The 23,155-nt window shown below is 28.9% G+C and carries 24 protein-coding genes; 15 read left to right on the forward strand and 9 right to left on the reverse strand.

The annotated features are described in order from the left end of the window. Window positions 1-472: 472 nt before the first annotated feature. The 7 genes from gyrA to dnaA form a co-directional block, all read right to left on the reverse strand. Entirely contained in the window at window positions 473-3,019 is a 2,547-nt protein-coding gene (gyrA, locus tag I4V63_RS13570) for a DNA gyrase subunit A (RefSeq protein ID WP_196001777.1), read from the reverse strand. 33 nt (window positions 3,020-3,052) lie between these two features. Beyond that, window positions 3,053-4,969, reverse strand: coding sequence for a DNA topoisomerase (ATP-hydrolyzing) subunit B (gene gyrB / locus I4V63_RS13575; RefSeq protein WP_196001778.1), 1,917 nt, complete (start codon window positions 4,967-4,969; stop codon window positions 3,053-3,055). A gap of 53 nt (window positions 4,970-5,022) precedes the next feature. Beyond that, window positions 5,023-5,283, reverse strand: a complete 261-nt coding sequence (locus I4V63_RS13580) for an extracellular matrix/biofilm biosynthesis regulator RemA family protein (RefSeq protein ID WP_196001779.1) — start codon at window positions 5,281-5,283, stop codon at window positions 5,023-5,025. A gap of 13 nt (window positions 5,284-5,296) precedes the next feature. Continuing rightward, window positions 5,297-6,382 carry a DNA replication/repair protein RecF gene (gene recF / locus I4V63_RS13585; RefSeq protein ID WP_196001780.1) on the reverse strand — a complete coding sequence of 362 codons (1,086 nt, stop codon included), beginning with the start codon at window positions 6,380-6,382 and terminating at the stop codon, window positions 5,297-5,299. Between the two features lie 65 nt (window positions 6,383-6,447). Next, window positions 6,448-6,654 (reverse strand): RNA-binding S4 domain-containing protein, encoded by a 207-nt coding sequence (locus tag I4V63_RS13590; protein ID WP_196001812.1) that lies wholly within the window; start codon window positions 6,652-6,654, stop codon window positions 6,448-6,450. Window positions 6,655-6,696: 42 nt separating this feature from the next. Next, window positions 6,697-7,797: a DNA polymerase III subunit beta gene (dnaN, locus tag I4V63_RS13595; protein ID WP_196001781.1), complete on the reverse strand. Its 1,101-nt coding sequence runs from the start codon at window positions 7,795-7,797 to the stop codon at window positions 6,697-6,699. A gap of 272 nt (window positions 7,798-8,069) precedes the next feature. Next, window positions 8,070-9,431, reverse strand: a complete 1,362-nt coding sequence (dnaA, locus tag I4V63_RS13600) for a chromosomal replication initiator protein DnaA (RefSeq protein WP_196001782.1) — start codon at window positions 9,429-9,431, stop codon at window positions 8,070-8,072. 523 nt (window positions 9,432-9,954) lie between these two features. On the opposite strand from dnaA, the gene rpmH reads away from it, so the two are divergent. The 12 genes from rpmH to I4V63_RS13660 all read left to right on the forward strand — a co-directional run bounded on the left by rpmH (window position 9,955) and on the right by I4V63_RS13660 (window position 19,624). Continuing rightward, entirely contained in the window at window positions 9,955-10,089 is a 135-nt protein-coding gene (rpmH, locus tag I4V63_RS13605; RefSeq protein WP_196001783.1) for a 50S ribosomal protein L34, read from the forward strand. Window positions 10,090-10,153: 64 nt separating this feature from the next. Next, window positions 10,154-10,507 (forward strand): ribonuclease P protein component, encoded by a 354-nt coding sequence (rnpA, locus tag I4V63_RS13610; RefSeq protein WP_196001784.1) that lies wholly within the window; start codon window positions 10,154-10,156, stop codon window positions 10,505-10,507. Then, window positions 10,504-10,716, forward strand: coding sequence for a membrane protein insertion efficiency factor YidD (yidD, locus tag I4V63_RS13615; protein ID WP_196001785.1), 213 nt, complete (start codon window positions 10,504-10,506; stop codon window positions 10,714-10,716). Before rnpA ends, yidD begins: the two co-directional genes overlap by 4 nt. Before the next feature lie 13 nt (window positions 10,717-10,729). Next, window positions 10,730-11,494 carry a membrane protein insertase YidC gene (gene yidC, locus I4V63_RS13620; protein ID WP_196001786.1) on the forward strand — a complete coding sequence of 255 codons (765 nt, stop codon included), beginning with the start codon at window positions 10,730-10,732 and terminating at the stop codon, window positions 11,492-11,494. A 30-nt stretch (window positions 11,495-11,524) separates the two neighbouring features. Continuing rightward, the gene (jag, locus tag I4V63_RS13625; protein ID WP_196001787.1) at window positions 11,525-12,148 is read left to right on the forward strand and encodes an RNA-binding cell elongation regulator Jag/EloR; all 624 of its coding nucleotides are present in this window, start codon (window positions 11,525-11,527) and stop codon (window positions 12,146-12,148) included. 132 nt (window positions 12,149-12,280) lie between these two features. Further along, the gene (mnmE, locus tag I4V63_RS13630) at window positions 12,281-13,660 is read left to right on the forward strand and encodes a tRNA uridine-5-carboxymethylaminomethyl(34) synthesis GTPase MnmE (RefSeq protein WP_196001788.1); all 1,380 of its coding nucleotides are present in this window, start codon (window positions 12,281-12,283) and stop codon (window positions 13,658-13,660) included. Window positions 13,661-13,670: 10 nt separating this feature from the next. After that, on the forward strand, window positions 13,671-15,560 hold the full coding sequence (mnmG, locus tag I4V63_RS13635; protein ID WP_196001789.1) for a tRNA uridine-5-carboxymethylaminomethyl(34) synthesis enzyme MnmG: 1,890 nt from the start codon (window positions 13,671-13,673) through the stop codon (window positions 15,558-15,560). Between the two features lies 1 nt (window position 15,561). After that, complete coding sequence (gene rsmG, locus I4V63_RS13640) at window positions 15,562-16,278, forward strand: 16S rRNA (guanine(527)-N(7))-methyltransferase RsmG (RefSeq protein WP_196001790.1); 717 nt, start codon at window positions 15,562-15,564, stop codon at window positions 16,276-16,278. Window positions 16,279-16,446: 168 nt separating this feature from the next. Beyond that, window positions 16,447-17,217 (forward strand): nucleoid occlusion protein, encoded by a 771-nt coding sequence (gene noc / locus I4V63_RS13645; RefSeq protein WP_196001791.1) that lies wholly within the window; start codon window positions 16,447-16,449, stop codon window positions 17,215-17,217. Between the two features lie 210 nt (window positions 17,218-17,427). Then, entirely contained in the window at window positions 17,428-18,189 is a 762-nt protein-coding gene (locus I4V63_RS13650; protein WP_196001792.1) for an AAA family ATPase, read from the forward strand. A gap of 14 nt (window positions 18,190-18,203) precedes the next feature. Further along, window positions 18,204-19,082 carry a ParB/RepB/Spo0J family partition protein gene (locus I4V63_RS13655; protein ID WP_196001793.1) on the forward strand — a complete coding sequence of 293 codons (879 nt, stop codon included), beginning with the start codon at window positions 18,204-18,206 and terminating at the stop codon, window positions 19,080-19,082. A gap of 38 nt (window positions 19,083-19,120) precedes the next feature. Beyond that, window positions 19,121-19,624 (forward strand): DUF4446 family protein, encoded by a 504-nt coding sequence (locus I4V63_RS13660; protein ID WP_196001794.1) that lies wholly within the window; start codon window positions 19,121-19,123, stop codon window positions 19,622-19,624. 65 nt (window positions 19,625-19,689) lie between these two features. On the opposite strand, the gene yyaC is transcribed toward I4V63_RS13660, so the two are convergent. Together yyaC and I4V63_RS13670 are read right to left on the reverse strand one after the other, a co-directional pair. After that, window positions 19,690-20,262, reverse strand: coding sequence for a spore protease YyaC (gene yyaC, locus I4V63_RS13665; protein ID WP_196001795.1), 573 nt, complete (start codon window positions 20,260-20,262; stop codon window positions 19,690-19,692). Between the two features lie 63 nt (window positions 20,263-20,325). Next, a complete protein-coding gene (locus I4V63_RS13670; protein ID WP_196001796.1) occupies window positions 20,326-21,483 on the reverse strand; it encodes an aminotransferase class V-fold PLP-dependent enzyme in 1,158 nt (385 codons plus the stop codon). A 205-nt stretch (window positions 21,484-21,688) separates the two neighbouring features. Here I4V63_RS13670 and I4V63_RS13675 point away from each other — a divergent pair, with 205 nt between their 5' ends. The 3 genes from I4V63_RS13675 (at window position 21,689) to I4V63_RS13685 (ending at window position 23,147) form a co-directional block, all read left to right on the forward strand. Then, complete coding sequence (locus tag I4V63_RS13675; protein ID WP_196001797.1) at window positions 21,689-21,928, forward strand: DUF3343 domain-containing protein; 240 nt, start codon at window positions 21,689-21,691, stop codon at window positions 21,926-21,928. Between the two features lie 17 nt (window positions 21,929-21,945). After that, complete coding sequence (locus I4V63_RS13680; protein ID WP_196001798.1) at window positions 21,946-22,815, forward strand: mechanosensitive ion channel family protein; 870 nt, start codon at window positions 21,946-21,948, stop codon at window positions 22,813-22,815. Between the two features lie 140 nt (window positions 22,816-22,955). Then, on the forward strand, window positions 22,956-23,147 hold the full coding sequence (locus tag I4V63_RS13685) for a DUF951 domain-containing protein (RefSeq protein ID WP_042397236.1): 192 nt from the start codon (window positions 22,956-22,958) through the stop codon (window positions 23,145-23,147). The last annotated feature ends 8 nt before the right edge of the window (window positions 23,148-23,155 follow it).

The following is a 23,155-nucleotide window of genomic DNA, read 5'->3' on the forward strand; positions in this document are numbered from 1 at the left end:
ACTCTCAAAAGAATTGCTGGTTTACTTTAACTATATTCTGTTCAATTTTCAAAGACCATTTTCTTCATCGCTCTCAAGCGACTTCTTTATCTTATCACTACTCTTTTTCCTTGTCAACAACTTTTTTAAAAAAAGTTTTTTTGACATTTCTTTAAGTAATGAATCATTTCTTGTCACTTCAAAATTAACTTATTCAACAACTTTCGTTTGTTTTGTTAATTTGTCATCAGCGACGTGTTTTATCTTAACATCAACACTAATATTAATCCCTCATTTTCATCCGTTTATATTAAATTATACTCAATATTCTCTTATTTTATTAAAAATACTCCATTTTTCTATTATTGATACACTAGGCACAGAGTACATATATTTTTTATGTTTTGTTTCTATATTTATATAAAAAAAGTGATAAATCACTTAATACAACTGTATTATTTGCAATTTACCACTTATTATAACTAAATATTTTTTATTCTTCTATATCTTCTCTTTGAGCCTCTTCTACTAATCTATCTAAACTAGTATCATTATTTTCTTCAACTAATTCATTATCCGCACATGCTTCTAATGTTAATTGTTCATCACTTTCTTCATGTCCAGTACTTGCTATCTTAGCAACAGCAACCACTTTTTCCTCTTCAGTAGTTCTCATTAAAGTAACTCCCATAGCAGATCTACTAGTTACTGAGATATCAGATACATTTATTCTAATTGCAATTCCACTTGTATTTATAAGCATTAATTCATCTTCTGGCTTACAAACAGTAGCACCTACAACTTTACCAGTCTTTTCACTTATCTTATAAGTAATAAGACCTACTCCACCTCTATTTTGTCTCTTATATTCAGTTAATGGAGTTCTCTTCCCAAATCCATTTTCACTAATTACTAATAAATCTTCCTCATCAACTGCTATATCCATACAAACGGCTATATCATTTTCTCTTAAGTTCATAGACTTAACTCCTGATGCCGTTCTTCCCATAGGCCTTACATCTTGTTCATTGAACTTGATTGCATTACCATCCTGAGAAACTATTATAATATCGGCATCTCCTCTTGTAACCTTAACCTTAAGAAGTTCATCACCATCTCTTAAGTTAATAGCTATTAGCCCACTCTTTCTTAAGTTCTTAAATTCTGATAAAGGTGTTTTCTTAACTAATCCATGTTTAGTTGCCATGAATAAGTATCCCCCATCAATATTATCTCTAACAGTTAATACAGTTTCTATTTTTTCATCTTGCTCTATTTGAATAAGATTTATTATATTAGTTCCCTTTGCTGTTCTTCCAGCATCCGGAATTTCATATGCTCTCTTCTTATATACTCTACCTCTATTAGTAAAGAATAATACATCTGAATGAGTCGAAGTAACTAAAACATGTTCTACGAAATCATCTTCTTTTGTAGACATTGCTTGAATACCTCTTCCCCCTCTTCTTTGAGCAGAATATGTATCAGCTGATATTCTCTTAATATATCCTGAATTAGTTAATGTAATAACAGTTTCTTCTTCTTGAATTAAGTCTTCTATATCAATATCATTAACAACTTTCTCTATTTGAGTCCTTCTTTCATCGTTATATCTTGACTTTATTTCAAGTAGTTCATCCTTAATTACAGCTAATAATCTTTCTTCACTTGCAAGAATTGAGTTTAAGTAATCAATAAGTTTCATTAGCTCCGCATACTCTTCTTCAATTTTATCTCTTTCTAAACCTGTTAATCTTCTTAATCTCATTTCCAAGATAGCAATAGCTTGTTTTTCAGATAATCCAAATCTTGCAATTAATGTATTCTTAGCTATTTCACCTGTTTTTGATCCTCTAATAATATTAATTACTTCATCAATATTATCTAAGGCTATTCTTAATCCTTCAAGAATATGAGCTCTCGCTTGTGCTTTTTCTAATTCAAATATTGTTCTTCTTGTAACAACTTCTTTTTGGAAATTAATATAATTACTTAATATTTCTTTTAAATTTAAAACCTTAGGCTCATTATTTACTAAAGCTAACATAATGATACCAAATGTATCTTGCATCTTTGTATGCTTAAATAATAGATTTAAAACAACATTTGGATTTGCATCCCTCTTTAACTCTATTACTATTCTCATACCTTCTCTATCAGACTCATCTCTTAAGTCTGATATTCCCACAATCTTTTTGTCCTTAACTAAATCAGCAATATTTTCTATAAGCTTAGCTTTATTAACTTGGTATGGAATTTCTGTAACTACTATTTTATGTCTTCCATTTTCCTCTTCAATTTCAGTTTTAGATCTAACTACAATTTTACCTTTTCCAGTTTCATATGCAGCTCTTATACCTGATTTACCCATTATTATTCCACCTGTTGGAAAATCAGGTCCCTTTATACATGTCATAATATCTAATCCTGTAGCTTCTGGATTATCTATTAACATTATAGTTCCATCGATAACTTCACCTAAGTTATGAGGCGGGATATTCGTTGCCATACCAACTGCTATACCTGAAGATCCATTAACTAAAAGGTTTGGATATCTTGAAGGTAATACTACTGGTTCTTGTTCTTCACCATCAAAGTTCGGCATAAAATCAACAGTATTCTTATTAATATCTCTAAGCATTTCAATTGCAATTTTATTCATTTTAGCTTCTGTATATCTCATTGCCGCTGCACTGTCACCGTCAACAGAACCGAAGTTACCGTGACCATCAACAAGCATATATCTCATTGAGAAATCTTGAGCCATTCTTACTAATGCATCATATACTGATGTATCACCATGTGGATGATACTTACCTAAAACTTCACCAACTATTCTGGCACATTTTCTGTATCCCTTATTAGGCTCTAAGCCTAATTCTTGCATTGCATAAAGAATTCTTCTATGAACTGGTTTAAGACCATCTCTTACGTCTGGAAGAGCACGCCCAACAATTACACTCATAGCGTAATCTATATAGCATTGCTTCATTTCCTTATTTATATCTACATGTATAAATTTTCCCTCATTTAAGTTCATTTACTCACCTCGACTAATACTAATTTCTTAGTATTAAATATCTAAATTGCTTATTTTACTAGCATTTTTTTGAATGAATTCTCTTCTTGGTTCAACTTTATCTCCCATTAATATAGTAAATATCTCATCTGCAGCAATTGCATCACTAACAGATGCCTTTTTAAGGATTCTATGTTCTGGGTCCATTGTTGTATCCCATAATTGATTAGCATTCATTTCTCCAAGACCTTTGTATCTTTGAATATTTATTGAGCTATCTTTTCCACCAAACTCTTCTAAAATCTTATCAAGATCTTCCTCTGTATAAGCATACTCTTCTCTTTTACCTTTGCTAACTTTATATAATGGTGGTTGTGCTATATAAACATGGCCTCCATCTATAAGCGGTCTCATATATCTATAGAAGAATGTTAATAATAGAGTTCTTATATGAGCCCCATCAACATCGGCATCGGTCATTATTATTATTCTATTATATCTTAATTTGGCTTCATCAAAATCTTTTCCAATTCCTGCACCAAAAGCAGTAATCATAGCTCTAATTGTATCTGAATTAAGTATTCTATCTAATCTTTGTTTTTCAACATTTAATATTTTACCTCTTAAAGGTAAAATAGCTTGGAACTTTCTATTTCTTCCTTGCTTTGCTGAACCACCAGCTGAATCCCCTTCGACTATATAAATTTCACATTCCATTGGATCCTTAGATGAACAATCTGCTAATTTACCTGGAAGCGTAGATCTTTCAAGAACTGACTTTCTAGTAAGCTCTCTAGCTTTTCTAGCTGCGTCTCTAGCTCTTGCTGCCATTAATGCTTTATCTATTATAATCTTACCTACTGCAGGATTTTCCTCTAAGAAAATACTTACTCCTTCAGCAACTATTGAATCAACAACACCTCTAACTTCTGAATTTCCTAACTTAGTTTTAGTTTGCCCTTCAAATTGAGGTTCAGATATCTTAACAGAAACAACAGCTGTAAGACCTTCTCTTGCATCATCACCAGATAGATTTTTGTCATTATCTTTAATATGCCCAAATCTCTTAGCATAATCGTTTATTGCTCTTGTTAAGGCACTTTTAAATCCAGCTAAATGAGTTCCCCCTTCTATAGTATCTATATTGTTAGCAAAAGAATATAGATTTTCATTATATCCATCGTTATATTGAAGAGCAATTTCAGCTATTATTCCATCTTTTTCACCTTCAACATAAATAGGAGACTCATGTAATACTTCTTTATTTCTATTTAAGTAAGAAACGAATTCTTTAATACCACCTTCATAGTGGAATTTTTCAACTCTTTCTTCACCATCTCTTTTATCAATTAAAGAAATTGCAATTCCTTTGTTAAGGAAAGCTAATTCTCTTAGTCTGCTTGCTAATACTTCAAAATCAAATACAGTATCTTCAAAAATTTCATGATCTGGTTTAAATAATACCTTAGTTCCATGTTCATCGGATTCTCCAATCTTCGTTAAATCACATAAAACATTTCCTCTTGAGTATTTTTGTTGCCATATGAAACCTTCTCTTTTTACTGTAACTTCGCAGTATTCAGATAATGCATTAACTACTGAAGCACCAACTCCATGAAGACCACCAGATACTTTATATCCACCGCCTCCAAACTTTCCTCCAGCATGTAAAACAGTCATTATAACTTCAACTGTAGCCTTACCCATTTTAGGGTGAATTCCAACTGGCATACCTCTACCATCATCAACTACAGTAATTGAATTATCTTCATTTATTGTAACCTCTATATTTTTACAGAACCCAGCTAATGCCTCATCTATACTGTTATCAACTATTTCATATACTAAATGATGAAGACCTCTAGAACTCGTGCTACCTATGTACATACCAGGTCTTTTTCTTACAGCTTCTAAGCCTTCTAAAACCTGAATCTGACTTTCATCATAACTTTGCTTATTCTCTTCCAACATAAATTCCTCCTTATACTTTTGATTTTATTAACTATGAAGGCTAAATATTGGACTTATGGATTATAATCAATATTTGTTCTCTTAGTTAAAGTAGACGATGAAATAGGTGATAAATACACCTTACTCATTTTATTAACTTCCGCTATAACAAATGATTTAGGACTTTCCTTTGAAATTATTTCAACAAATCCGTCTTCTTCAGCCATTCTCAAAAATGATATTGTATCTGAACTATACATTGATGTTTGTAAGTCAAATATACCAATTACATCTTTTATTGGTACTACTACGTTTTCCCCTAAGTGTAAAAACATAAGAACTCCTCCTTTAGTTAAGAATTTCTCCATCCTTAACTTTAAAAACTTTAGATTTATCATCTAAATACTCATATAAATCTTCAATTCCAGTACATGTAATAATTGTTTGGATATCTCCTATCGTACTTAATATATATCTCTTCCTACTAAAATCTAATTCAGAAAGCACATCATCTAAAAGCAAAACAGGATGTTCTCCTGTAAGCTCTTTAATGATTTTTAAAGATGCAAATTTAATAGTTAAAACAGCAGTCCTTTGTTGCCCTTGAGACCCATAGCTTTTTGTGTCAATATCATTAATTAAGACTATAAAATCGTCCCTATGTGGTCCTACAGAGGTAATTCCTCTCTCGCTATCCCTAACTCTATTCTTTTCTAATATTGCATAAAAATTATCCTTTATATTTTCTAAATCTTTAATAGTACTAGTATATCTAAATTCAATCTTTTCTTTTCCTGAAGTTATGTCAGAATGTATTTTTTCAGAATACTTATTTAGCTTTTTAATGTATTCTAATCTCTCTATTATTATATTATATCCAAATTCAACCAATTGCATATCATATACATCTAAAATATCTTTATTTATATTTCGATTTCTTAATATACTATTTCTTTCATTCAGAACTTTATTGTATTGAACAAGATTATAATAATATTTAGGATTTAATTGACACAACTCCATATCTATGAATTTTCTTCTTACGCCGGGAGAATCCTTAATTATCTTTAAATCTTCCGGAGAAAACATAACAACATTAAAATTTCCGAATAATTCACCGATCTTTTTAATTTTAATCTTGTTAATTTGTATTGCTTTTTTTCCGTCCTTAAGAATGCTTATATCTATTCTCTTATCTAATCTCTCTCTACCTACAGAAACACTTAAAAGTGCATTGTCGGCATTCCAATTAATAAGTTCTCTGTCTTTTGATGTCCTATGAGACCTTGCAAAAGCACAATAGTATATACCCTCTAATATATTAGTTTTTCCTTGGGCATTATCGCCCATAAAAACATTAACATGTGGACCTAAGCTTATATCCAATACATTATAATTTCTGTAATTAAGCATTTGCAATCTTTTAATAAACATCTTAAACACCTTTAATTATAACATATTAAACTTAATAAGGTTAAGCACTCTGGGAAAAATAGTCTTTAAACTACTTCGTAACTTTCCCCATTAAATTCAACTATGTCACCTTTATATAATTTTTTTCCTCTTTGAGTGCAAATCTCATTATTAACTTTAACAAGTTCATCTAAAATTAACATTTTAGCCTCTGAACCCATAGATACTGCACCTGAAAACTTTAAAAATGAATCTAATTTAATAAACTCTGTTTTAATTTGTATTTTATTCATACCGCTTCTTGTATAATTATTCAAACTTTATACAAGTTCCTCCTATCTTACTAGTCTTACTGGTAAAACTAAGTATTTGGCATTATTGCTATTTTTTCCTTTTATTACACATGGGCTAACGCTTGAAGTCATTTCAATAACCACGTCTTCTTCTTCCATATTTTTCAATACATCTAATAAGTATCTTGAATTAAATGCAATTTGTATGCCTTCACCTTGCAGATTTATATTTACTTCTTCCCTTACTTTTCCCAATTGAGAATTCGAAGTGATAACTAATGTATCTTCTTGAACATCTAATCTAATAAGATTGCTATTTCCGTCTTTAGCCATTAGCGATGCTCTTTCAATCCCTTGTTGAAGCTCTTGTTTTTTAATATTCACTAATAATTTATATTCTTGAGGTAAAAGAGAAATATAATTTACAAATTTACCATCTAATAATCTAGATATAATTTTTGTGTTATTAATATTAAATAATATGTGATTATTAGTAAAAGTTATTTTTACTATATCTCCATTGTCTTCTAATATTTTTGAAACTTCATTTAATGTTTTTCCTGGTATAACAACTTCAATGTTATCATCAACATCTAGTAATTCACTTCTAACAGCTAATCTATACCCATCTAATGCAACTAAATTAAGTTCTTTATTTTTAACTTCAAAAAGTATTCCTTGCAATATTGGTCTAGCTTCATCTAGCGCTATTGCAAAAGATGTTCCTTTTATCATATTTTTTAATAAATTTTGTGGTACCTCTACATTAAGGTCTTCATTGATACTTGGTAAAGCTGGATAATCAGTTGCATTCATATAAACAACATTAAAAACTGACTTTTCACAAGTAATTTGAACCAAATCATTTTCAGCTATTTCTATTTTTACGTCTGAATTTGGTAACTTTCTTATTATTTCAGAGAAAATCTTAGAATCAATTACAATGCTACCTTCATTTAATACTTCAGCTTCTACTTTCGTTTCAATACTAACATCCATATCAGATCCTATTAATGTTAGACCTTCTTTAGTAGCTTGAATGTAAATACCTTCTAGTACAGGCATAGTAGTTTTTCCTGTTATAGCTTTTGTAACGATAGAAATTCCATCTTGTAATTTTTGCTTTGAGCATATTATGTTCATAATCTTACCTCCTAAGTTATACACAGTTATGCACATAGAATTATGCAATTTAAATAGATAATATATATATAATAAATATAATAATAGTAGTAGTAAGGGCTGTGGATATGTGGATAAGTACCTTAAGCCCTTATTTTTCAATAAAATTCATGCAAAAAATACTGTGGATAAGTCGGTAACAAAATCATAGTCTTATCCACAGTATTCACAGCCAAAGACGAATAAATGACTTATCCACAAACTATTCACTAGTTATTATGTACAGTTGTTGATTATTTTTGAGTTAGCTTTTTTGTTATATCATTTATTGTGTGTTCTAAGCTTTCGTCTTTATTTAGGCCTTCTGATATTTTTTCATAAGCATGAATTACAGTAGTATGGTCACGTCCACCAAATTCCTCACCAATTTTAGGCAATGACATGTCTGTAAGTTTTCTGCTTAAATACATAGCTATCTGTCTTGGATATGCTACATTTCTTGTTCTTCTCTGTGATTTCAAGTCCTCAACTCTTAAATTAAAGTAAGCAGCTACAACATCTTGAATAAGATCTATAGTAATGCTTCTATTTTGCTTATTTGAAATTATATCTTTTAAAGCTTCAGTAGCTAGATCAACAGTAATTTCACGATTTGTTAAAGATGAATATGCGACAATTCTAATTAATGCACCTTCTAGTTCTCTAATATTAGACTTTATCTTAGTAGCTATGTATACCATAACTTCATTAGGAACATTTAGTTTTTCTACATCAGCTTTTTTCTTTAAAATAGCCATTCTTGTTTCAAAATCAGGTGCTTGAATATCGGCAATAAGACCCCATTCAAATCTTGAACGTAATCTATCCTCTAAAGTAGGAATCTCTTTAGGGGGTCTATCTGATGATAGGATTATTTGTTTATTTGCTTCATGTAATGTATTAAAAGTATGGAAAAATTCTTCTTGAGTTCGTTCCTTACCAGCAATAAATTGAATATCATCTATCAATAAAACATCAACACTTCTGTATTTAGTTCTAAATTCTTCATTTTTATCATCTTTTATTGCATTTATTAGTTCGTTAGTAAATTTCTCTGATGAAACATAAACAACTTTAGCATTTGGATTATTCTGAAGAATATAATGACCAATCGCATGCATTAAGTGTGTTTTCCCTAGTCCCACGCCTCCATAAATGAAAAGAGGATTATAAGCTTTAGCTGGAGATTCAGCAACAGCAAGAGATGCAGCATGAGCAAATCTATTACTATTGCCTATTACAAATGAATCAAAAGTATATTTTGGATTTAGTGTACTAGACATTTCGTCATTTACAGTAACAGCAATTCCATCATTTTTACCAGTGTTTTTATTTGCTTCATTTTTTTCTTCCGCTTCTTGTATTTCAGATGCTATTACAAAATTTAAATTATAAGTTTTTGAACAAGCAGCTTCGATCGAATTTATAACTAAATCTTTATACCTTTTTTCTAATATATCTTGAGTGAAGGAATTCGGAACACTGATTATGATAGTATTTGATGATATGGATATTGGCTCGCAACTTTTAATCCAAGTGTTAAAACTAACCTCGGTTAACTCGCCTTTTATTATATTTAGGGTTTTTTCCCACAATTCTTTAAGCTCAGTTTCCATTTAAGCTATCCTCCAAAAAAAGAAATTTTTAAAATTTATTAACAAGATATCAACAAAGTTATTAACAAAAAAATGATTATGTTGATAAAGTTGATAAGTTTAATAACATGTTAACAATTTATGTAGATAATATAATTACATTATAGTTATCCACAATTTTAGATATTATAAACATAGATATTATTAACAGCGAATAAAAGCCCTATTTTTGATAATAATAACTAAGTAATTATAGAGTTAATAAGAAAGATTGAACAAGTTATACACAGATTAATCCACAATTGTGGATAAGTTAAGTTATTCACATTTTTATTCACACTTATACTTAATAATATCATATAGTTATATAAGTTATCAATAAGTTATCCACAAATTTTAGCCTGTGAATAAAATTATCAACAGTTTTACGGAATTTAATTCATATTGACAGTAAAAAGGTAAATATATATAATGATAAGGTAACTTTAAATTGAGAAATATAGTTTTTACTATAAATAAATCACTCAAAGGGGGTGTATTTCGAATGTTCATGACATACCAACCAAAAAAGAGACAAAGAAAAAAAGAACATGGTTTCAGAAAGAGAATGAGCACTGCTTCAGGAAGAAACGTTCTTAAGAGAAGAAGACAAAAAGGTAGAAAAAAATTAACAGCATAAGGGCCGCACTTTGTGGCCTTTTTTCTGCACATGCAGGTATTTTAAGGAGAGTTTATTAAAACTTATGATATACAAATTAAGAAAGAATACAGAATTTAGACTTGTTTACAGAAGAGGAAAGTCTTATGCTAGTAAATTATTAGTTCTATATGTTTTTAATAATAAAAAGAATATTAATGAAGAAAATGAATTATATAATAAGGTAGGAATTTCTGTAAGTAAAAAAGTTGGAAATAGTGTAGTAAGAAGTAGAAGCAAAAGATTAATATATGAAAGCTATAGATTAAATGTTAAAGATATTAAAACTGGATATGATTTTGTTTTTGTAGCTAGAAGCGCTATTAATGAAAAAAAATATAGCGATGTAGAGGCAGCTATGATAAACTTATTGAAAAAGGCAGGAATATATTTGAAATGAAAAAATTGCTTTTAAATATTATAAAGCTATATCAAAAATATTATTCTCCTATGAGACCTAGAAGATGTATATTTGTTCCTACATGCTCACAGTATGCAGTTGAAGCAATTACTAAATATGGTGTACTTAAAGGAGGATTTTTATCTATAATGAGAATTGCAAGGTGTAATCCTTTTAACAAAAATGGGGGATATGATCCGGTAAAATAAGGAGGCTATTAGAATGTGGAATGCAATTGTAAATGTAATGACGAAAATGTTCAATGCTTTACATAATATGATTATTGCATTAGGGGTACCAGAACATGCAGAAGGGATTTCGTATGTATTAGCAATCGTGCTTTTTACAGCAATTATAAGATTATTAATATTACCTCTTAATATTAAAGCAACAAAATCAAATGCAAAAATGCAAGAAATACAACCAGAAATACAAAAACTTCAAAAGAAGTATGCAAATGACCCGCAGAAGTTACAATTAGAAACTTCTAAATTAATGAAAGAAAACAATGTTAGTATGTTTGGTGGATGTTTACCAACATTATTACCATTACCTATATTATTTGCTTTATATGGTGTATTTAGAACTATAACAGCAACACCAGGGGCTGATACATCGTTCTTATTCATACCAGATATATTTAGTATTGGTGGAATTAACTTTGTTTCTATAATATTAGCTATATTAGCAGCATTAAGCACTTATATACCATCATTATTATTAAGCAAATCAATGCCTCAACAAGAAGGCGGAATGAATATGAGTACTATGAATATTGTTATGTCAGGTATGATGGGATTCATGGCACTTCAATTCCAACCAATATTAGTAATTTATTGGATAACTGGTGGGATAATTCAATTAATTCAAACATATTTCTTAAATTATCGTCCAGCAATGAAAAAGAAAAAAATTGAAGAAGAAAAATTAGCACAAGCTAAAATTCAAAAAGCTAAAAAATCTACACCAAAAACTAAAAAGAGATAATTATCATATTTTATAGGTGGTGAATAGGGTATGAAAACAATAGAAATGACTGGTAAAACAGTTGATGAAGCTTTACAAAATGCATTAGATGAATTAAAGCTTACAAAAGAAAATGTAGATGTTGAGATAGTTGATGAGGGAAGCAAGGGTCTATTTAACTTAATAGGAGTTAAGCCAGCAAAGGTTAGGGTAACTAAAAGGCCTGATAGTATAGATAATGCAAGGAAGTTTTTAACTGATGTATTAAAATCTATGAATATAAAGGCTGATATTAATATTAAAGAAGAAAATGATGTTGTAAATATTAATTTATATGGCGATAAGATGGGGTTAGTAATAGGCTATAGAGGTGAAACATTAGATTCGCTTCAATATTTAGTTTCTTTAGTGATAAATAAGGATCACGATAATCCATATAAGCGAGTTGTATTGGATGCAGAAAACTATAGAAGTAAAAGGGAAGAAACTCTAGTAAGAGTTGCTCAAAAAACTGCTTATAAAGTAAGAAAGTCTAAAAGACCTTACAAATTAGAACCTATGAACCCATATGAAAGAAGAGTTATTCATTCAGCGTTACAAGAATTCAATGATATTAACACATATAGTGAAGGTGAAGAGCCTTTTAGAAGAATAGTAATAAGTTTCAAAAAATAATAAGAGAAGACTTAAAAAAGTCTTCTCTTATTATTTTTTTAGAATTTTGACTTATATAAAATAGTTATGTAAAATGAATAATAGCGAAAATAGGGCATAATAATTAAAAACAGAAAATCCGGAGGATTAAGAATGAAAGAATTTGATACAATATGTGCTATAGCTACTGCTTTAGGTGAAGGTGGTATTGCGATTATTAGAATATCAGGGGATAAAGCATTAGATATAGCATCAAAGATTTTTAAGCCTAAAAGCAATGATGATATTAGAAATATGAAGTCTTATACAATGAAGTATGGACATATTTATGATGGAGAAACTGATGAGCTTATTGATGAAGTAATAATTAGTTTTATGAAAGGGCCTAAAAGCTTTACGGCAGAAGATACAATAGAAATAAATTGTCATGGTGGAGTTGTTTCAACTAATAAAGTTTTAGAAACAGTAATAAAGGCCGGAGCAAGACTTGCAGAACCAGGAGAATTTACAAAAAGAGCATTTTTAAATGGCAGAATTGATTTATCTCAAGCTGAAGCTGTTATGGATATAATAACTGCTAAAACTGATTTAGCAATGAAATCAGCATTGATGCAGAGTAATGGATATTTATCGAAAGAAATTAATAGATTAAGAGAATATATGCTAAATATATTAGCTTTAGTTGAGTTTGCAGTAGACTTTACAGAAGATGATGAAGAAATAGATCCAAGTATACCATTAAAGGTTGGAGAAAGTTTAGAAAAGGCTATAAGTGAAATGAATGGACTTTTAAAGAGTGCAGATGAAGGAAAGCTAATAAGAGAAGGGCTAAGCTTAGCAATTGTAGGTAAGCCCAATGTAGGTAAATCATCACTATTAAATGCTTTATTAAGACAAAAAAGAGCAATAGTAACTGATATCGCTGGAACAACAAGAGATATTATAGAAGAGTACATAAATTTAGATGGAATTCCTGTCAAAATAATAGATACAGCAGGGATTAGAGAAACTGAGGATGTTGTAGAAAAAATTGGAGTTGAAAGATCAAGAGAAAAAATCCAAGAAGCTGACTTAGTATTATTAGTACTTGATTCATCAAGAGAATTAGATGATGAGGATAAGGAAATTATTGATTCAGTTGGAGATAAGAAGTGTATTGTTATATTAAATAAGATAGACTTAGAATCTAAAATAGATGAAAAGATAATAAGTAACTTTGATAACATAATCAAAATATCGGCTAAAGAAGAAATTGGATTAAGTGATTTAAAAGAAACCATAAAAGAATTATTCTTTAGTGGAAAAATTGATACAGAAAGTCTAATTATATCTAATTCAAGACATAAGCAAGCGCTATTTAGAGCGTTAGAAAATGCTGAAATGGCATTAAGTAAAGTAAGAATGAACGAATATTTAGATTTAATATCTATTTTTGTTACTTCAGCATTAAGAGCCTTAAATGAAATTACTGGTGATGAATTAGAAGAAGACTTAGTAAATAAAATATTTGGAGATTTCTGTGTAGGAAAGTAGGAGTATAGAAATGAGATATAATGCAGGAGAATACGACGTAGTTGTAGTTGGTGCTGGTCATGCAGGATGTGAGGCAGGACTTGCGTCAGCTAGAATGGGATTAAAGACATTAGTATGCACAATAAATCTTGATGCAATCGGATTAATGCCATGTAATCCTAACATAGGAGGTACAGCTAAAGGACATTTAGTAAGAGAAATTGATGCACTTGGTGGAGAAATGGGAGTTAATATAGATGAAACATTCATTCAATCAAGAATGCTAAATACTTCTAAAGGGCCAGCAGTACACTCATTAAGAGCACAAGCAGATAGAAAAAAATATCAAAATAGAATGAAAAGTGTATTAGAAAATCAAGAAAATCTTGAGGTTAGACAACTTGAAGTTATTGATGTTGATATAGAAGATGGTAAAGTTGTTGGTGTTTTAACTAAAAATGGAGCATTTTTTAAATGTAAAGCAATAATTTTAACTACAGGTACATATTTAAGAGCAAAAGTAATAATTGGAGATGTTATTTATAACAGTGGACCAAATGGTTTAGCACCAGCTAATGAATTAACTCAACATTTAATGGACCTTGGAATCGAAATGAGAAGATTTAAGACTGGTACACCAGCAAGAATTAACAGGAAGTCTGTAGATTTTTCTAAGATGATAGAACAACCAGGTGATGAAAAGATAGTACCATTTTCATTTATGAATGATAGTATTGAAAGAGAACAAATTTCTTGTTGGTTAACTTATACCAATGATGAAACTCATAATATTATAAGAGAAAATATAGGTAGATCGCCTTTATACAATGGAAGTATTGAAGGAGTAGGACCAAGATATTGTCCATCTATCGAAGATAAGGTTATGAAGTTCCCTGATAAAAATAGACATCAAATATTCATAGAGCCTGAAGGTGAGGATACATTAGAGATGTATGTAGGCGGAATGTCTTCATCATTACCAGAAGATGTTCAAATTAAGATGTATAGAACATTAGATGGTCTTGAAAATGTTGAATTTTTAAGAACTGCATATGCAATTGAATATGATTCAATTAATCCTATGCAATTAAAGCCAACATTAGAGTTTAAAACGGTAGAAGGCTTATATGGAGCAGGGCAATTAAATGGTAGCTCAGGATATGAAGAAGCTGCTGCACAGGGAATAGTTGCAGGGATTAATGCTGCTTTAAAAATCAAGGGTGAAGAGCCAATGATATTAACTCGTTCTGATGCATATGCAGGTGTCTTAATAGATGATTTAGTTACAAAAGGTACAAATGAACCTTATAGAATGATGACTTCTAGGGCAGAATATAGACTATTATTAAGACAAGATAATGCGGACCTTAGATTAACTGAAATAGGAAGAAGAGTAGGATTAGTAACAGACGAAAGATATAATAGATTCTTGAATAGAAAATCTAATATAGAAAATGAAGTTGAAAGATTAAAGAACTTACAAATAACTAATAAGAGAGAAAATAATGAATTCTTAGTTAGTCTTAATTCTACAGAATTAAAGAAGCCTATTAGTATGTATGAATTAATCAAGAGACCTGAATTAGATTATTTCATGTTAGCACCATTAGATTTAGAAAGACCTAATTATACAGATGATATTGGGGAACAAGTAAATATAATAGCAAAATATGAAGGATATATATCTAGCCAATTAGATCAAGTTAAGCAATTTAAGAAATTTGAAAAGAAGCTATTACCAGAAAATATAGATTATAATGATATAAAGGGATTAAGGGTTGAAGCTATTCAAAAGTTAAGTTCAATAAGACCTGTAAGTATAGGGCAGGCTTCAAGAATATCAGGAGTTTCTCCAGCAGATATATCTGTATTACTTATTTATTTAGAACATCAATATAAGAAGAATAAAGTGGAGGAATAAAATGAAATTTTTTGACTTAATGAAGGAAGCTGCAAATGAAGCAGGATTAGAATTAACAGAAGTGCAATATGAGCAATTCATTAAATATATGAGACTTCTTCAAGAATGGAACGAAAAAATTAATTTAACAGCTATAACTGAAGATGAGGAAGTTATAAAAAAGCATTTTATAGATTGTATTAAAGCTTTTAAATCTGATGCAATTAAAAATGCTAAGAATATAATTGATGTTGGGACAGGAGCAGGTTTTCCTGGATTACCAATAGCGATAATGAATCCTAACGTAGAAGTAACTCTTTTAGATTCATTAAATAAGAGAATTAATTATTTAAATATAGTAGTAAGAGAACTTGGATTAAAGAATGTTACAACTATTCATTCAAGAGCAGAAGATGGAGCTAGAAAGCCAGAATTAAGAGAAAAATTTGATGTTGCAACTTCAAGAGCTGTGGCTAATATGGCTGTTTTATCTGAGTTCTGTATGCCATATGTAAAAAAAGGTGGATATTTTGTAGCCTTAAAAGGACCTTCTATAGATGAAGAGCTTAAGAATGGTGGTAATGCAATAAAAACTCTAGGTGGTGAGTTAAAGGGAATAATAGAAATTTCTATTGAAGAAACTGATTTGAAGCATAATATTGTAGAGGTTGTAAAAATAAAATCTTGCCCTAAAACTTATCCAAGAAAAGCTGGAACGATTACTAAAAAACCATTATAAAAAAGCAAATTAATAAAGTGGGATATAATGCAAAATATAATATATAGCATAGTAATTTATCTTACGAAAACTATAGAAATATAGAAGGAAATAAAAAAAGAAAAGTAGTATTGTTAAAATATGGAACAAAATGTTGGTTAACAAATTGTGAGGGATGGTCGTATAAATATGAATAAAGAAATAATTAACATAAGGGTAGAAAGTATTTTTCCAAACACATATCAACCAAGAAAGTTTTTTAATGAAGAGGCACTAAATGAATTGAGCCAATCAATTAAAGAGTATGGCATAATTCAACCTATTACTGTTAGAAGAATAGGAGATAAATTTGAATTAGTAGCAGGAGAAAGAAGATGGAGAGCCGCTCGAATGGCAGAACTTGAATTTGTACCATGTAATGTAATCGAGATTACAGATACAGAATCAGCGGAGCTAGCATTATTAGAGAATCTGCAAAGAGAAGATTTAAATTTCATGGAAGAGGCTGAAGCATATTATAATTTAATTAATGACCATAAATTTACCCAAGAAGAATTAGCAAAAAGAATGGGAAAAAAACAATCAACAATAGCTAATAAATTGAGATTATTAAAGCTAAGCGATAAAGTGAGAACTTTATGTCTTGAGAATAATTTAACGGAAAGACATGCAAGAGCATTATTAAGTTTACCAAATGAAGAATTACAATTAAAGGTTGTGAAAAAGGTAATAGCAAATTCTTTAAATGTAAAGAAAACAGAAGAGTTAATTAATACCGAATTATTAAAATTAGCTGGTGAACAAATGAAAAAGAGAAAAGGTAAAGGAGTTTTACCAGGAAAGTTATATGTTAATACTATAAAGCAAGTATTAAATAAATTTAATATTCCAGCTGAATACAAACTTCAAGATAAAGAAGAATGTATTGAGATAACAGTTTCTATTCCTAAAAACAAGTAATATTTTCAAGGCACTCAAACTTTATTTTGAGTGTCTTTTTTTATAATATGTTTCACGTGAAACATTAATATATTTTTTTGTTTAAATGTTTCATGTGAAACATTAACTTAAATTTCATCTTATTTTTAATAACACCATCTTTAACTATTACAAGAAAATATATATAATATACATATGGGAAGGGGGTGAAGTCCTTAATAAGGACTTTTTATGAAAAAGATTTGTATTTTTAATCAAAAAGGTGGAGTTGGAAAAACTACTACTAACATAAATTTATGTGCTTTTCTGGCAATGGAAGGATATAGAGTATTAACAATAGATATTGATCCTCAGGGAAACACAACTAGTGGTTTAGGATTAGACAAGAGAAGCTTAGAATATTCTATGTATGATGTACTAACTGCTGGTGCTTCTTTAGAAAGTGTTATTATTAAGAGTGAATTAATTCCTAACTTATACATAGCACCATCAACTATGGAATTAGCAGGTGCAGAAGTTGAAATTATAGGAGTAAAAGATAGGGAAACTATTCTTTTAAGAGAAATATCTAAGATACAAGATCAATATGATTTTATATTTATAGATTGCCCACCATCATTAGGTGTTTTAACAATAAATGCATTAACTGCTGTTGATTCAGTTTTAATTCCAATACAATGTGAATTCTATGCATTAGAAGGTGTAGGGCAATTAATTAATACTGTTCAATTAGTTAAAAAATCATTAAATAAGTCTCTTGATATAGAAGGCGTAATAATGACCATGTATGACTATAGAACTAATTTAAGTAATGAAGTATATGAGGAAGCAAAAAAATTCTTCAATGATAAGGTATATAAAACGACTATTGCTAGAAATATAAGGTTAGCAGAAGCACCAAGCTTTGGATTACCTATTATGCTTTATGATGAAAAATGTAAGGGTGCTACAGCATATAAAAAATTTGCGAAAGAATTTTTAAGTAAGCAATAAAGGGGTTGAGAAATATGAGTAAAAAGTTTGGATTAGGTAAAGGTCTGAATGCTCTTATACCTGAAGATACTATGATTTTAGAAAAAAAAGAAACTAAAGTTGAAAGTAAAAATGAAGGATATACATTAATTGATATTAATCTAATTAAAAATAATGATAGTCAACCAAGAAAAAGATTTGATGACGAAAGAATTATGGAGTTAGCAGAATCAATAAAAAGCAATGGCATAGTACAACCTTTAATATTAAAAAAGGATAATAGTGAATATGTAATTGTTGCTGGAGAAAGAAGATGGAGAGCTGCAAAATCAATAGGAATAAAAGAAGTTCCAGCTGTAGTAATGGATTTGACTGAAAAACAAGTATTAGAAATATCTTTAATTGAAAATATTCAAAGAGAAGATTTAAATTCTATAGAAGAAGCTACTGCATATAAAAGGTTAATAAGTGATTTTAGTTTAACTCAGGAGCAATTAAGCAAGAGAATAGGTAAGTCACGTGTTGCTATAACTAATACTTTAAGGTTATTAAATTTAAGTGATGATGTTCAACAATATATTATTGAGGGAGTCATATCTGAAGGTCATGGAAGAGCTTTATTGGCTATTACCGACAGTAAACTTCAATGTGAATTAGCTCAAAATGTTATTGATGATAAACTATCAGTAAGAGAATTAGAAATTATGATTAGAAAATTAAAAGATGATTCTGGTCGATCTAAAAATAAATCTCGAAAAGAAAATAATCCTTATTATAAAGATGTAACTGAAAGGTTAGAAAATTATTTTGGTACTAAGGTTAACATAACTAATAAAAATAATAAGGGGAAAATTGAGATTGAATACTATTCTGAAGAAGATTTGCAAAGAATACTAGAGATAATTAATTTATAAATGTTTCACGTGAAACATTTGAAGGGAAGAAGCAGAAGATGGACAGCATAATAAATATAATTAATCAATATTCAATCTTTATAATAATAGGATTAGCGATAATTACATTATTATTATTTATAATGACTATGATATTATTATCATCTGTAAATAAACTTGAAAAAAAGTATAGAAAGATGATGAGAGGCGTTAATAATAAAAATTTAGAGGATGCATTAAATGATAATTTAGATAATATTGAAAAAGCCCTTGAACAGTCAGAAATAGCTATTAATGAATGTAAGACACTTTCTGAAAAAATGAAGGGATGTGTAAATAAAATTGCTATTATGAGATATAAAGCCTTTGAGGATGTTGGAAGTGATTTAAGTTTCTCAGTAGCGATATTAGATTCATTCAATGATGGGGTTATTATAACAGGAATCTATTCAAGACATGATAGTACAACTTATGCAAAACCTATAGATAAGGGAATATCAAGATATGATTTATCAGAGGAAGAAATTCATGTACTAAATGAAGCTATTAATAGTAAAAATTAAAATAACATGGTTATAATAAATTTATTTATTATAACCATGTTATTTTTATATTTATATTAATGGAATTAATCATAAGATAACATGGTATTATTCGAAAGGGCTTTATTAATGAAATGCTTAATTCCATTAGATATACAATCTGCTAAAGACATAACAACAAATAATCTAGTATTTTGAAGCATCATAAAGTCTAAATTACCAGATATATTTACAACGCCTTTTATGCTCATTTCCCCTACACTAGGTAAGTCTTTATTTAAGGCTAAACCAGGGTGTAATGGCAAATCTTCAATAAATATCTTACCAATTTGTTGTACATTGCCTAACGAGGCATCTATTCCAATAATAAAAGGATTTTTAAAATTAGAATCAATTTTATTTAAAATATCTATTAGATTAACAGAATGTACAGGATATTCTAATGAACCATATACATAAATATTTTTATATGATAAATTTTTAAGTTTATAACCAATTAAAGGCCCCAATGAATCTCCTGTTGCACGATCAGTACCTATACATAAAAAAATTATAGGTCGATTTTCAGCAATAATATTTTTTAATTTTATATATAAATATTCACCTAATTCATGATGGGAATTAGGTGATAATGAGTCTAATTCGAAACAATTATCCATATCATAAACCCTCCTATTGAAAGTATCGACAAGAATAATGTAACCTATTCATTTAATATAAAATTATTTATAAATATTATTAATTTTATTTAAGCAATCTAAGGTGTATTTTATTTCCTCAACGGTATTAAAATATCCAATACTTAATCTAACAGTACCATTAGGGAAAGTGCCGATAGTTTTATGTGCTAGAGGAGCACAATGCAATCCGCTTCTATTACTAATGTTAAAGTCTGAATCTAATATATATGATAATTCGCTTACATCTAATTTTGAATGAGTTATAGAAACACAAGATGTAGCAAGGTCTCTATCTAAAGCACCACTAATATTATAATTAGGAATATTTAACAATCCGGAAATTAAAAACGATCTTAAGTAACTATTATGTTCATAAATAGTATTTAGGCCTTCATTATTTATAAATTCAATAGCTTCAGATAATCCAATTATTCCAGGAATATTTAATGTACCAGATTCAAACTTATCAGGTAAGAAATCAGGTTGAGTTAAAGAATGAGATAGACTACCTGTACCCCCTAAAATGCTAGGAGTACAAATTTTATTTAATTTGTCATCGATGATAAATCCACCAATTCCTTGGGGACCAAGAAGACTTTTATGTCCAGTAAAAGCTAATGCATTTAATGAAAATTCATTAAAATCAATATTAAGAACACCAGCACTTTGCGCACTATCTAATATGAAATAGATATTATTTTCTTTACATATTTCGCCTATTTGCTTTATGGGTTGAATAGAACCTGTTACATTTGAAGCATGAGTAATTACTATTAATTTTGTATTAGGTCTAATAAGTTTTTTTATAGTTTCAACATTGGTTATTCCTTGAGAGTTTGCTTGAGCTATATCTAATTCAATATTAAAATTTTGAGATAGATTATATAAAGGTCTGATTACGGAGTTATGCTCCATTGATGAAGTAATAACATGATCTCCTGGTTTAATGATTCCATTAAGTAGAATATTTAATGATGATGTAATATTATTAGTAAAAATAACATTTTCAGCTTTGTTAAAATTAAAAAAATTACAGATTTTTTCTCTTGTATCATATAACACTCTATTTGCTGCCAATGATTTTGGATGATTAGATCGCCCAGGATTACCACCAACGTTAGTTAAGTAATTATATATTGAATCAGCAACAACTTTTGGTTTAGGAAAAGATGTGCTACCATTATCTAAATAAACTTTCATATGCTACTCCTTTAAACTTTTATTATTGTAAATTATAAGAAAATTTATAATAAATGTATCTACATATTATAATAGAATAAATAAATAAAAATGCAATAATATTTAGTAAATTATGTAATAAATAAATAAGGTATTAAATATTTATAAAAATAAAAAAAACGTTATAATATAATTAAATGACGTTTAATAAAAGGAGGGAAAAGAAATGAATTATTATATTATAGTATTTAAAAATACTCATAATGCAATGACTGCTGAAAAAAAACTAAGTGAATTAAATTATAAATTTAGAATTATGCCAACACCTACAGTAATAACTCAAAGCTGTGGAATTTGTGTAAGAATTGAAAATGAAGAAGTAGTAAACAATATAATTGAAAATAATATAGTTGAGTTTAAAAATGTATATAAAAGAGATGAGGCTCAATATACTTTAGTAAAATAGAGTAAAGGGGTGACATAATGTATGCAGTTATAGATTGGGATAATTACAGAAATAAAACGGTTGACTTTTTTATTAAAAGAATAAATTTAGATTTAATAATAGAAAAAATTATAACAATTATTTTTATAGCTATTATAATGTATTTTTCTATTAGAATAGGAAATAAATTAATTAATAAATTTGTTGATAGACAAGTAAGAAGTAAAACTAGTTTTTCATTAGAGCCACAGAAAGCGATAACTATAGGAGAAGTTCTTAAAAGTGTACTAAAATATACGGTATATATTATTGGTATAGGATCAATGCTATATGATATTTTAACAAGAATACCAGTAGCATTAGCAAGTGCAGGTGGATTTGCAATTGGTATTGGAGCTCAAAGTTTAGTTAAGGATTTAATTAATGGATTTTTTATTTTATTTGAGGATCAATATGGAATAGGAGATTATGTAACAATTGGACAATTTGAAGGAATAGTTGAAAGTATTGGGATAAGAACAACAGTTCTTAGAGATTTTACTGGAGATTTACATTTAATCCCAAATGGGACAGTTTTAGAGGTTACGAATCATTCTAGGGGTGATATTAGATTCATAGTAGATGTTGAAATCGCTTATGAAGAAAATATAGATGAAACTATAGAGTTAATTAAAAAAGTTAATATAAGCTTTCAAGAAAGGCATGCAGATGAGCTTAGAGGTGATATACAAGTATTAGGAGTACTTTCTTTAAATGCATCAGGAGTTACGATTAGAGTAATTGGAAGGTCAGTTCCTTTAAGTCAATGGGAAATGGAGAGAGAGCTAAGAAAAGAAATAAAAATGGCATTAGATAAAGCTGGTATAGAAATCCCATATCCTAAAACTGTTATAGTAAACGAGAAATAATTAATAATTAATAGTCAGTAGTTAAGTAATAAATTCTCAGGGCAGGATTTTAAAAATATATTATTAAGAAACTCATGAGAGTTTTCATTAATAACTTTTAACTCAAAACTATTAACTAAATAAAGCTGGGGGTAAAATAAATGATTGAAACATTTGATTTAGGCGATATTGTTGAAATGAAAAAGCAGCATCCTTGCGGAAGTAAAGAATTTGAGGTAATAAGATTAGGCGCAGATATTAAAATTAAATGTGTAGGCTGTGGAAGAATAGTAATGATTCCACGCTTAAAGTTCCAAAAAGATGCAAAAAAGGTTGTTAAAACTAATAATTGAAATAAAAA

The organism is Clostridium sp. 1001271B_151109_B4 (genome assembly GCF_015670405.1).
Lineage (GTDB): Bacteria > Bacillota > Clostridia > Clostridiales > Clostridiaceae > Clostridium.

Bases quoted from the DNA above. Each gene is read 5' to 3' on its own strand.
- gyrA (WP_196001777.1), bottom strand. From the start codon at position 3,019: ATGAACTTAAATGAGGGAAAATTTATACATGTAGATATAAATAAGGAA.
- gyrB (WP_196001778.1), bottom strand. From the start codon at position 4,969: ATGTTGGAAGAGAATAAGCAAAGTTATGATGAAAGTCAGATTCAGGTT.
- I4V63_RS13580 (WP_196001779.1), bottom strand. From the start codon at position 5,283: ATGTTTTTACACTTAGGGGAAAACGTAGTAGTACCAATAAAAGATGTA.
- recF (WP_196001780.1), bottom strand. From the start codon at position 6,382: ATGTTTATTAAAAGATTGCAAATGCTTAATTACAGAAATTATAATGTA.
- I4V63_RS13590 (WP_196001812.1), bottom strand. From the start codon at position 6,654: ATGAATAAAATACAAATTAAAACAGAGTTTATTAAATTAGATTCATTT.
- dnaN (WP_196001781.1), bottom strand. From the start codon at position 7,797: ATGAACATAATATGCTCAAAGCAAAAATTACAAGATGGAATTTCTATC.
- dnaA (WP_196001782.1), bottom strand. From the start codon at position 9,431: ATGGAAACTGAGCTTAAAGAATTGTGGGAAAAAACCCTAAATATAATA.
- rpmH (WP_196001783.1), top strand. From the start codon at position 9,955: ATGTTCATGACATACCAACCAAAAAAGAGACAAAGAAAAAAAGAACAT.
- rnpA (WP_196001784.1), top strand. From the start codon at position 10,154: ATGATATACAAATTAAGAAAGAATACAGAATTTAGACTTGTTTACAGA.
- yidD (WP_196001785.1), top strand. From the start codon at position 10,504: ATGAAAAAATTGCTTTTAAATATTATAAAGCTATATCAAAAATATTAT.
- yidC (WP_196001786.1), top strand. From the start codon at position 10,730: ATGTGGAATGCAATTGTAAATGTAATGACGAAAATGTTCAATGCTTTA.
- jag (WP_196001787.1), top strand. From the start codon at position 11,525: ATGAAAACAATAGAAATGACTGGTAAAACAGTTGATGAAGCTTTACAA.
- mnmE (WP_196001788.1), top strand. From the start codon at position 12,281: ATGAAAGAATTTGATACAATATGTGCTATAGCTACTGCTTTAGGTGAA.
- mnmG (WP_196001789.1), top strand. From the start codon at position 13,671: ATGAGATATAATGCAGGAGAATACGACGTAGTTGTAGTTGGTGCTGGT.
- rsmG (WP_196001790.1), top strand. From the start codon at position 15,562: ATGAAATTTTTTGACTTAATGAAGGAAGCTGCAAATGAAGCAGGATTA.
- noc (WP_196001791.1), top strand. From the start codon at position 16,447: ATGAATAAAGAAATAATTAACATAAGGGTAGAAAGTATTTTTCCAAAC.
- I4V63_RS13650 (WP_196001792.1), top strand. From the start codon at position 17,428: ATGAAAAAGATTTGTATTTTTAATCAAAAAGGTGGAGTTGGAAAAACT.
- I4V63_RS13655 (WP_196001793.1), top strand. From the start codon at position 18,204: ATGAGTAAAAAGTTTGGATTAGGTAAAGGTCTGAATGCTCTTATACCT.
- I4V63_RS13660 (WP_196001794.1), top strand. From the start codon at position 19,121: ATGGACAGCATAATAAATATAATTAATCAATATTCAATCTTTATAATA.
- yyaC (WP_196001795.1), bottom strand. From the start codon at position 20,262: ATGGATAATTGTTTCGAATTAGACTCATTATCACCTAATTCCCATCAT.
- I4V63_RS13670 (WP_196001796.1), bottom strand. From the start codon at position 21,483: ATGAAAGTTTATTTAGATAATGGTAGCACATCTTTTCCTAAACCAAAA.
- I4V63_RS13675 (WP_196001797.1), top strand. From the start codon at position 21,689: ATGAATTATTATATTATAGTATTTAAAAATACTCATAATGCAATGACT.
- I4V63_RS13680 (WP_196001798.1), top strand. From the start codon at position 21,946: ATGTATGCAGTTATAGATTGGGATAATTACAGAAATAAAACGGTTGAC.
- I4V63_RS13685 (WP_042397236.1), top strand. From the start codon at position 22,956: ATGATTGAAACATTTGATTTAGGCGATATTGTTGAAATGAAAAAGCAG.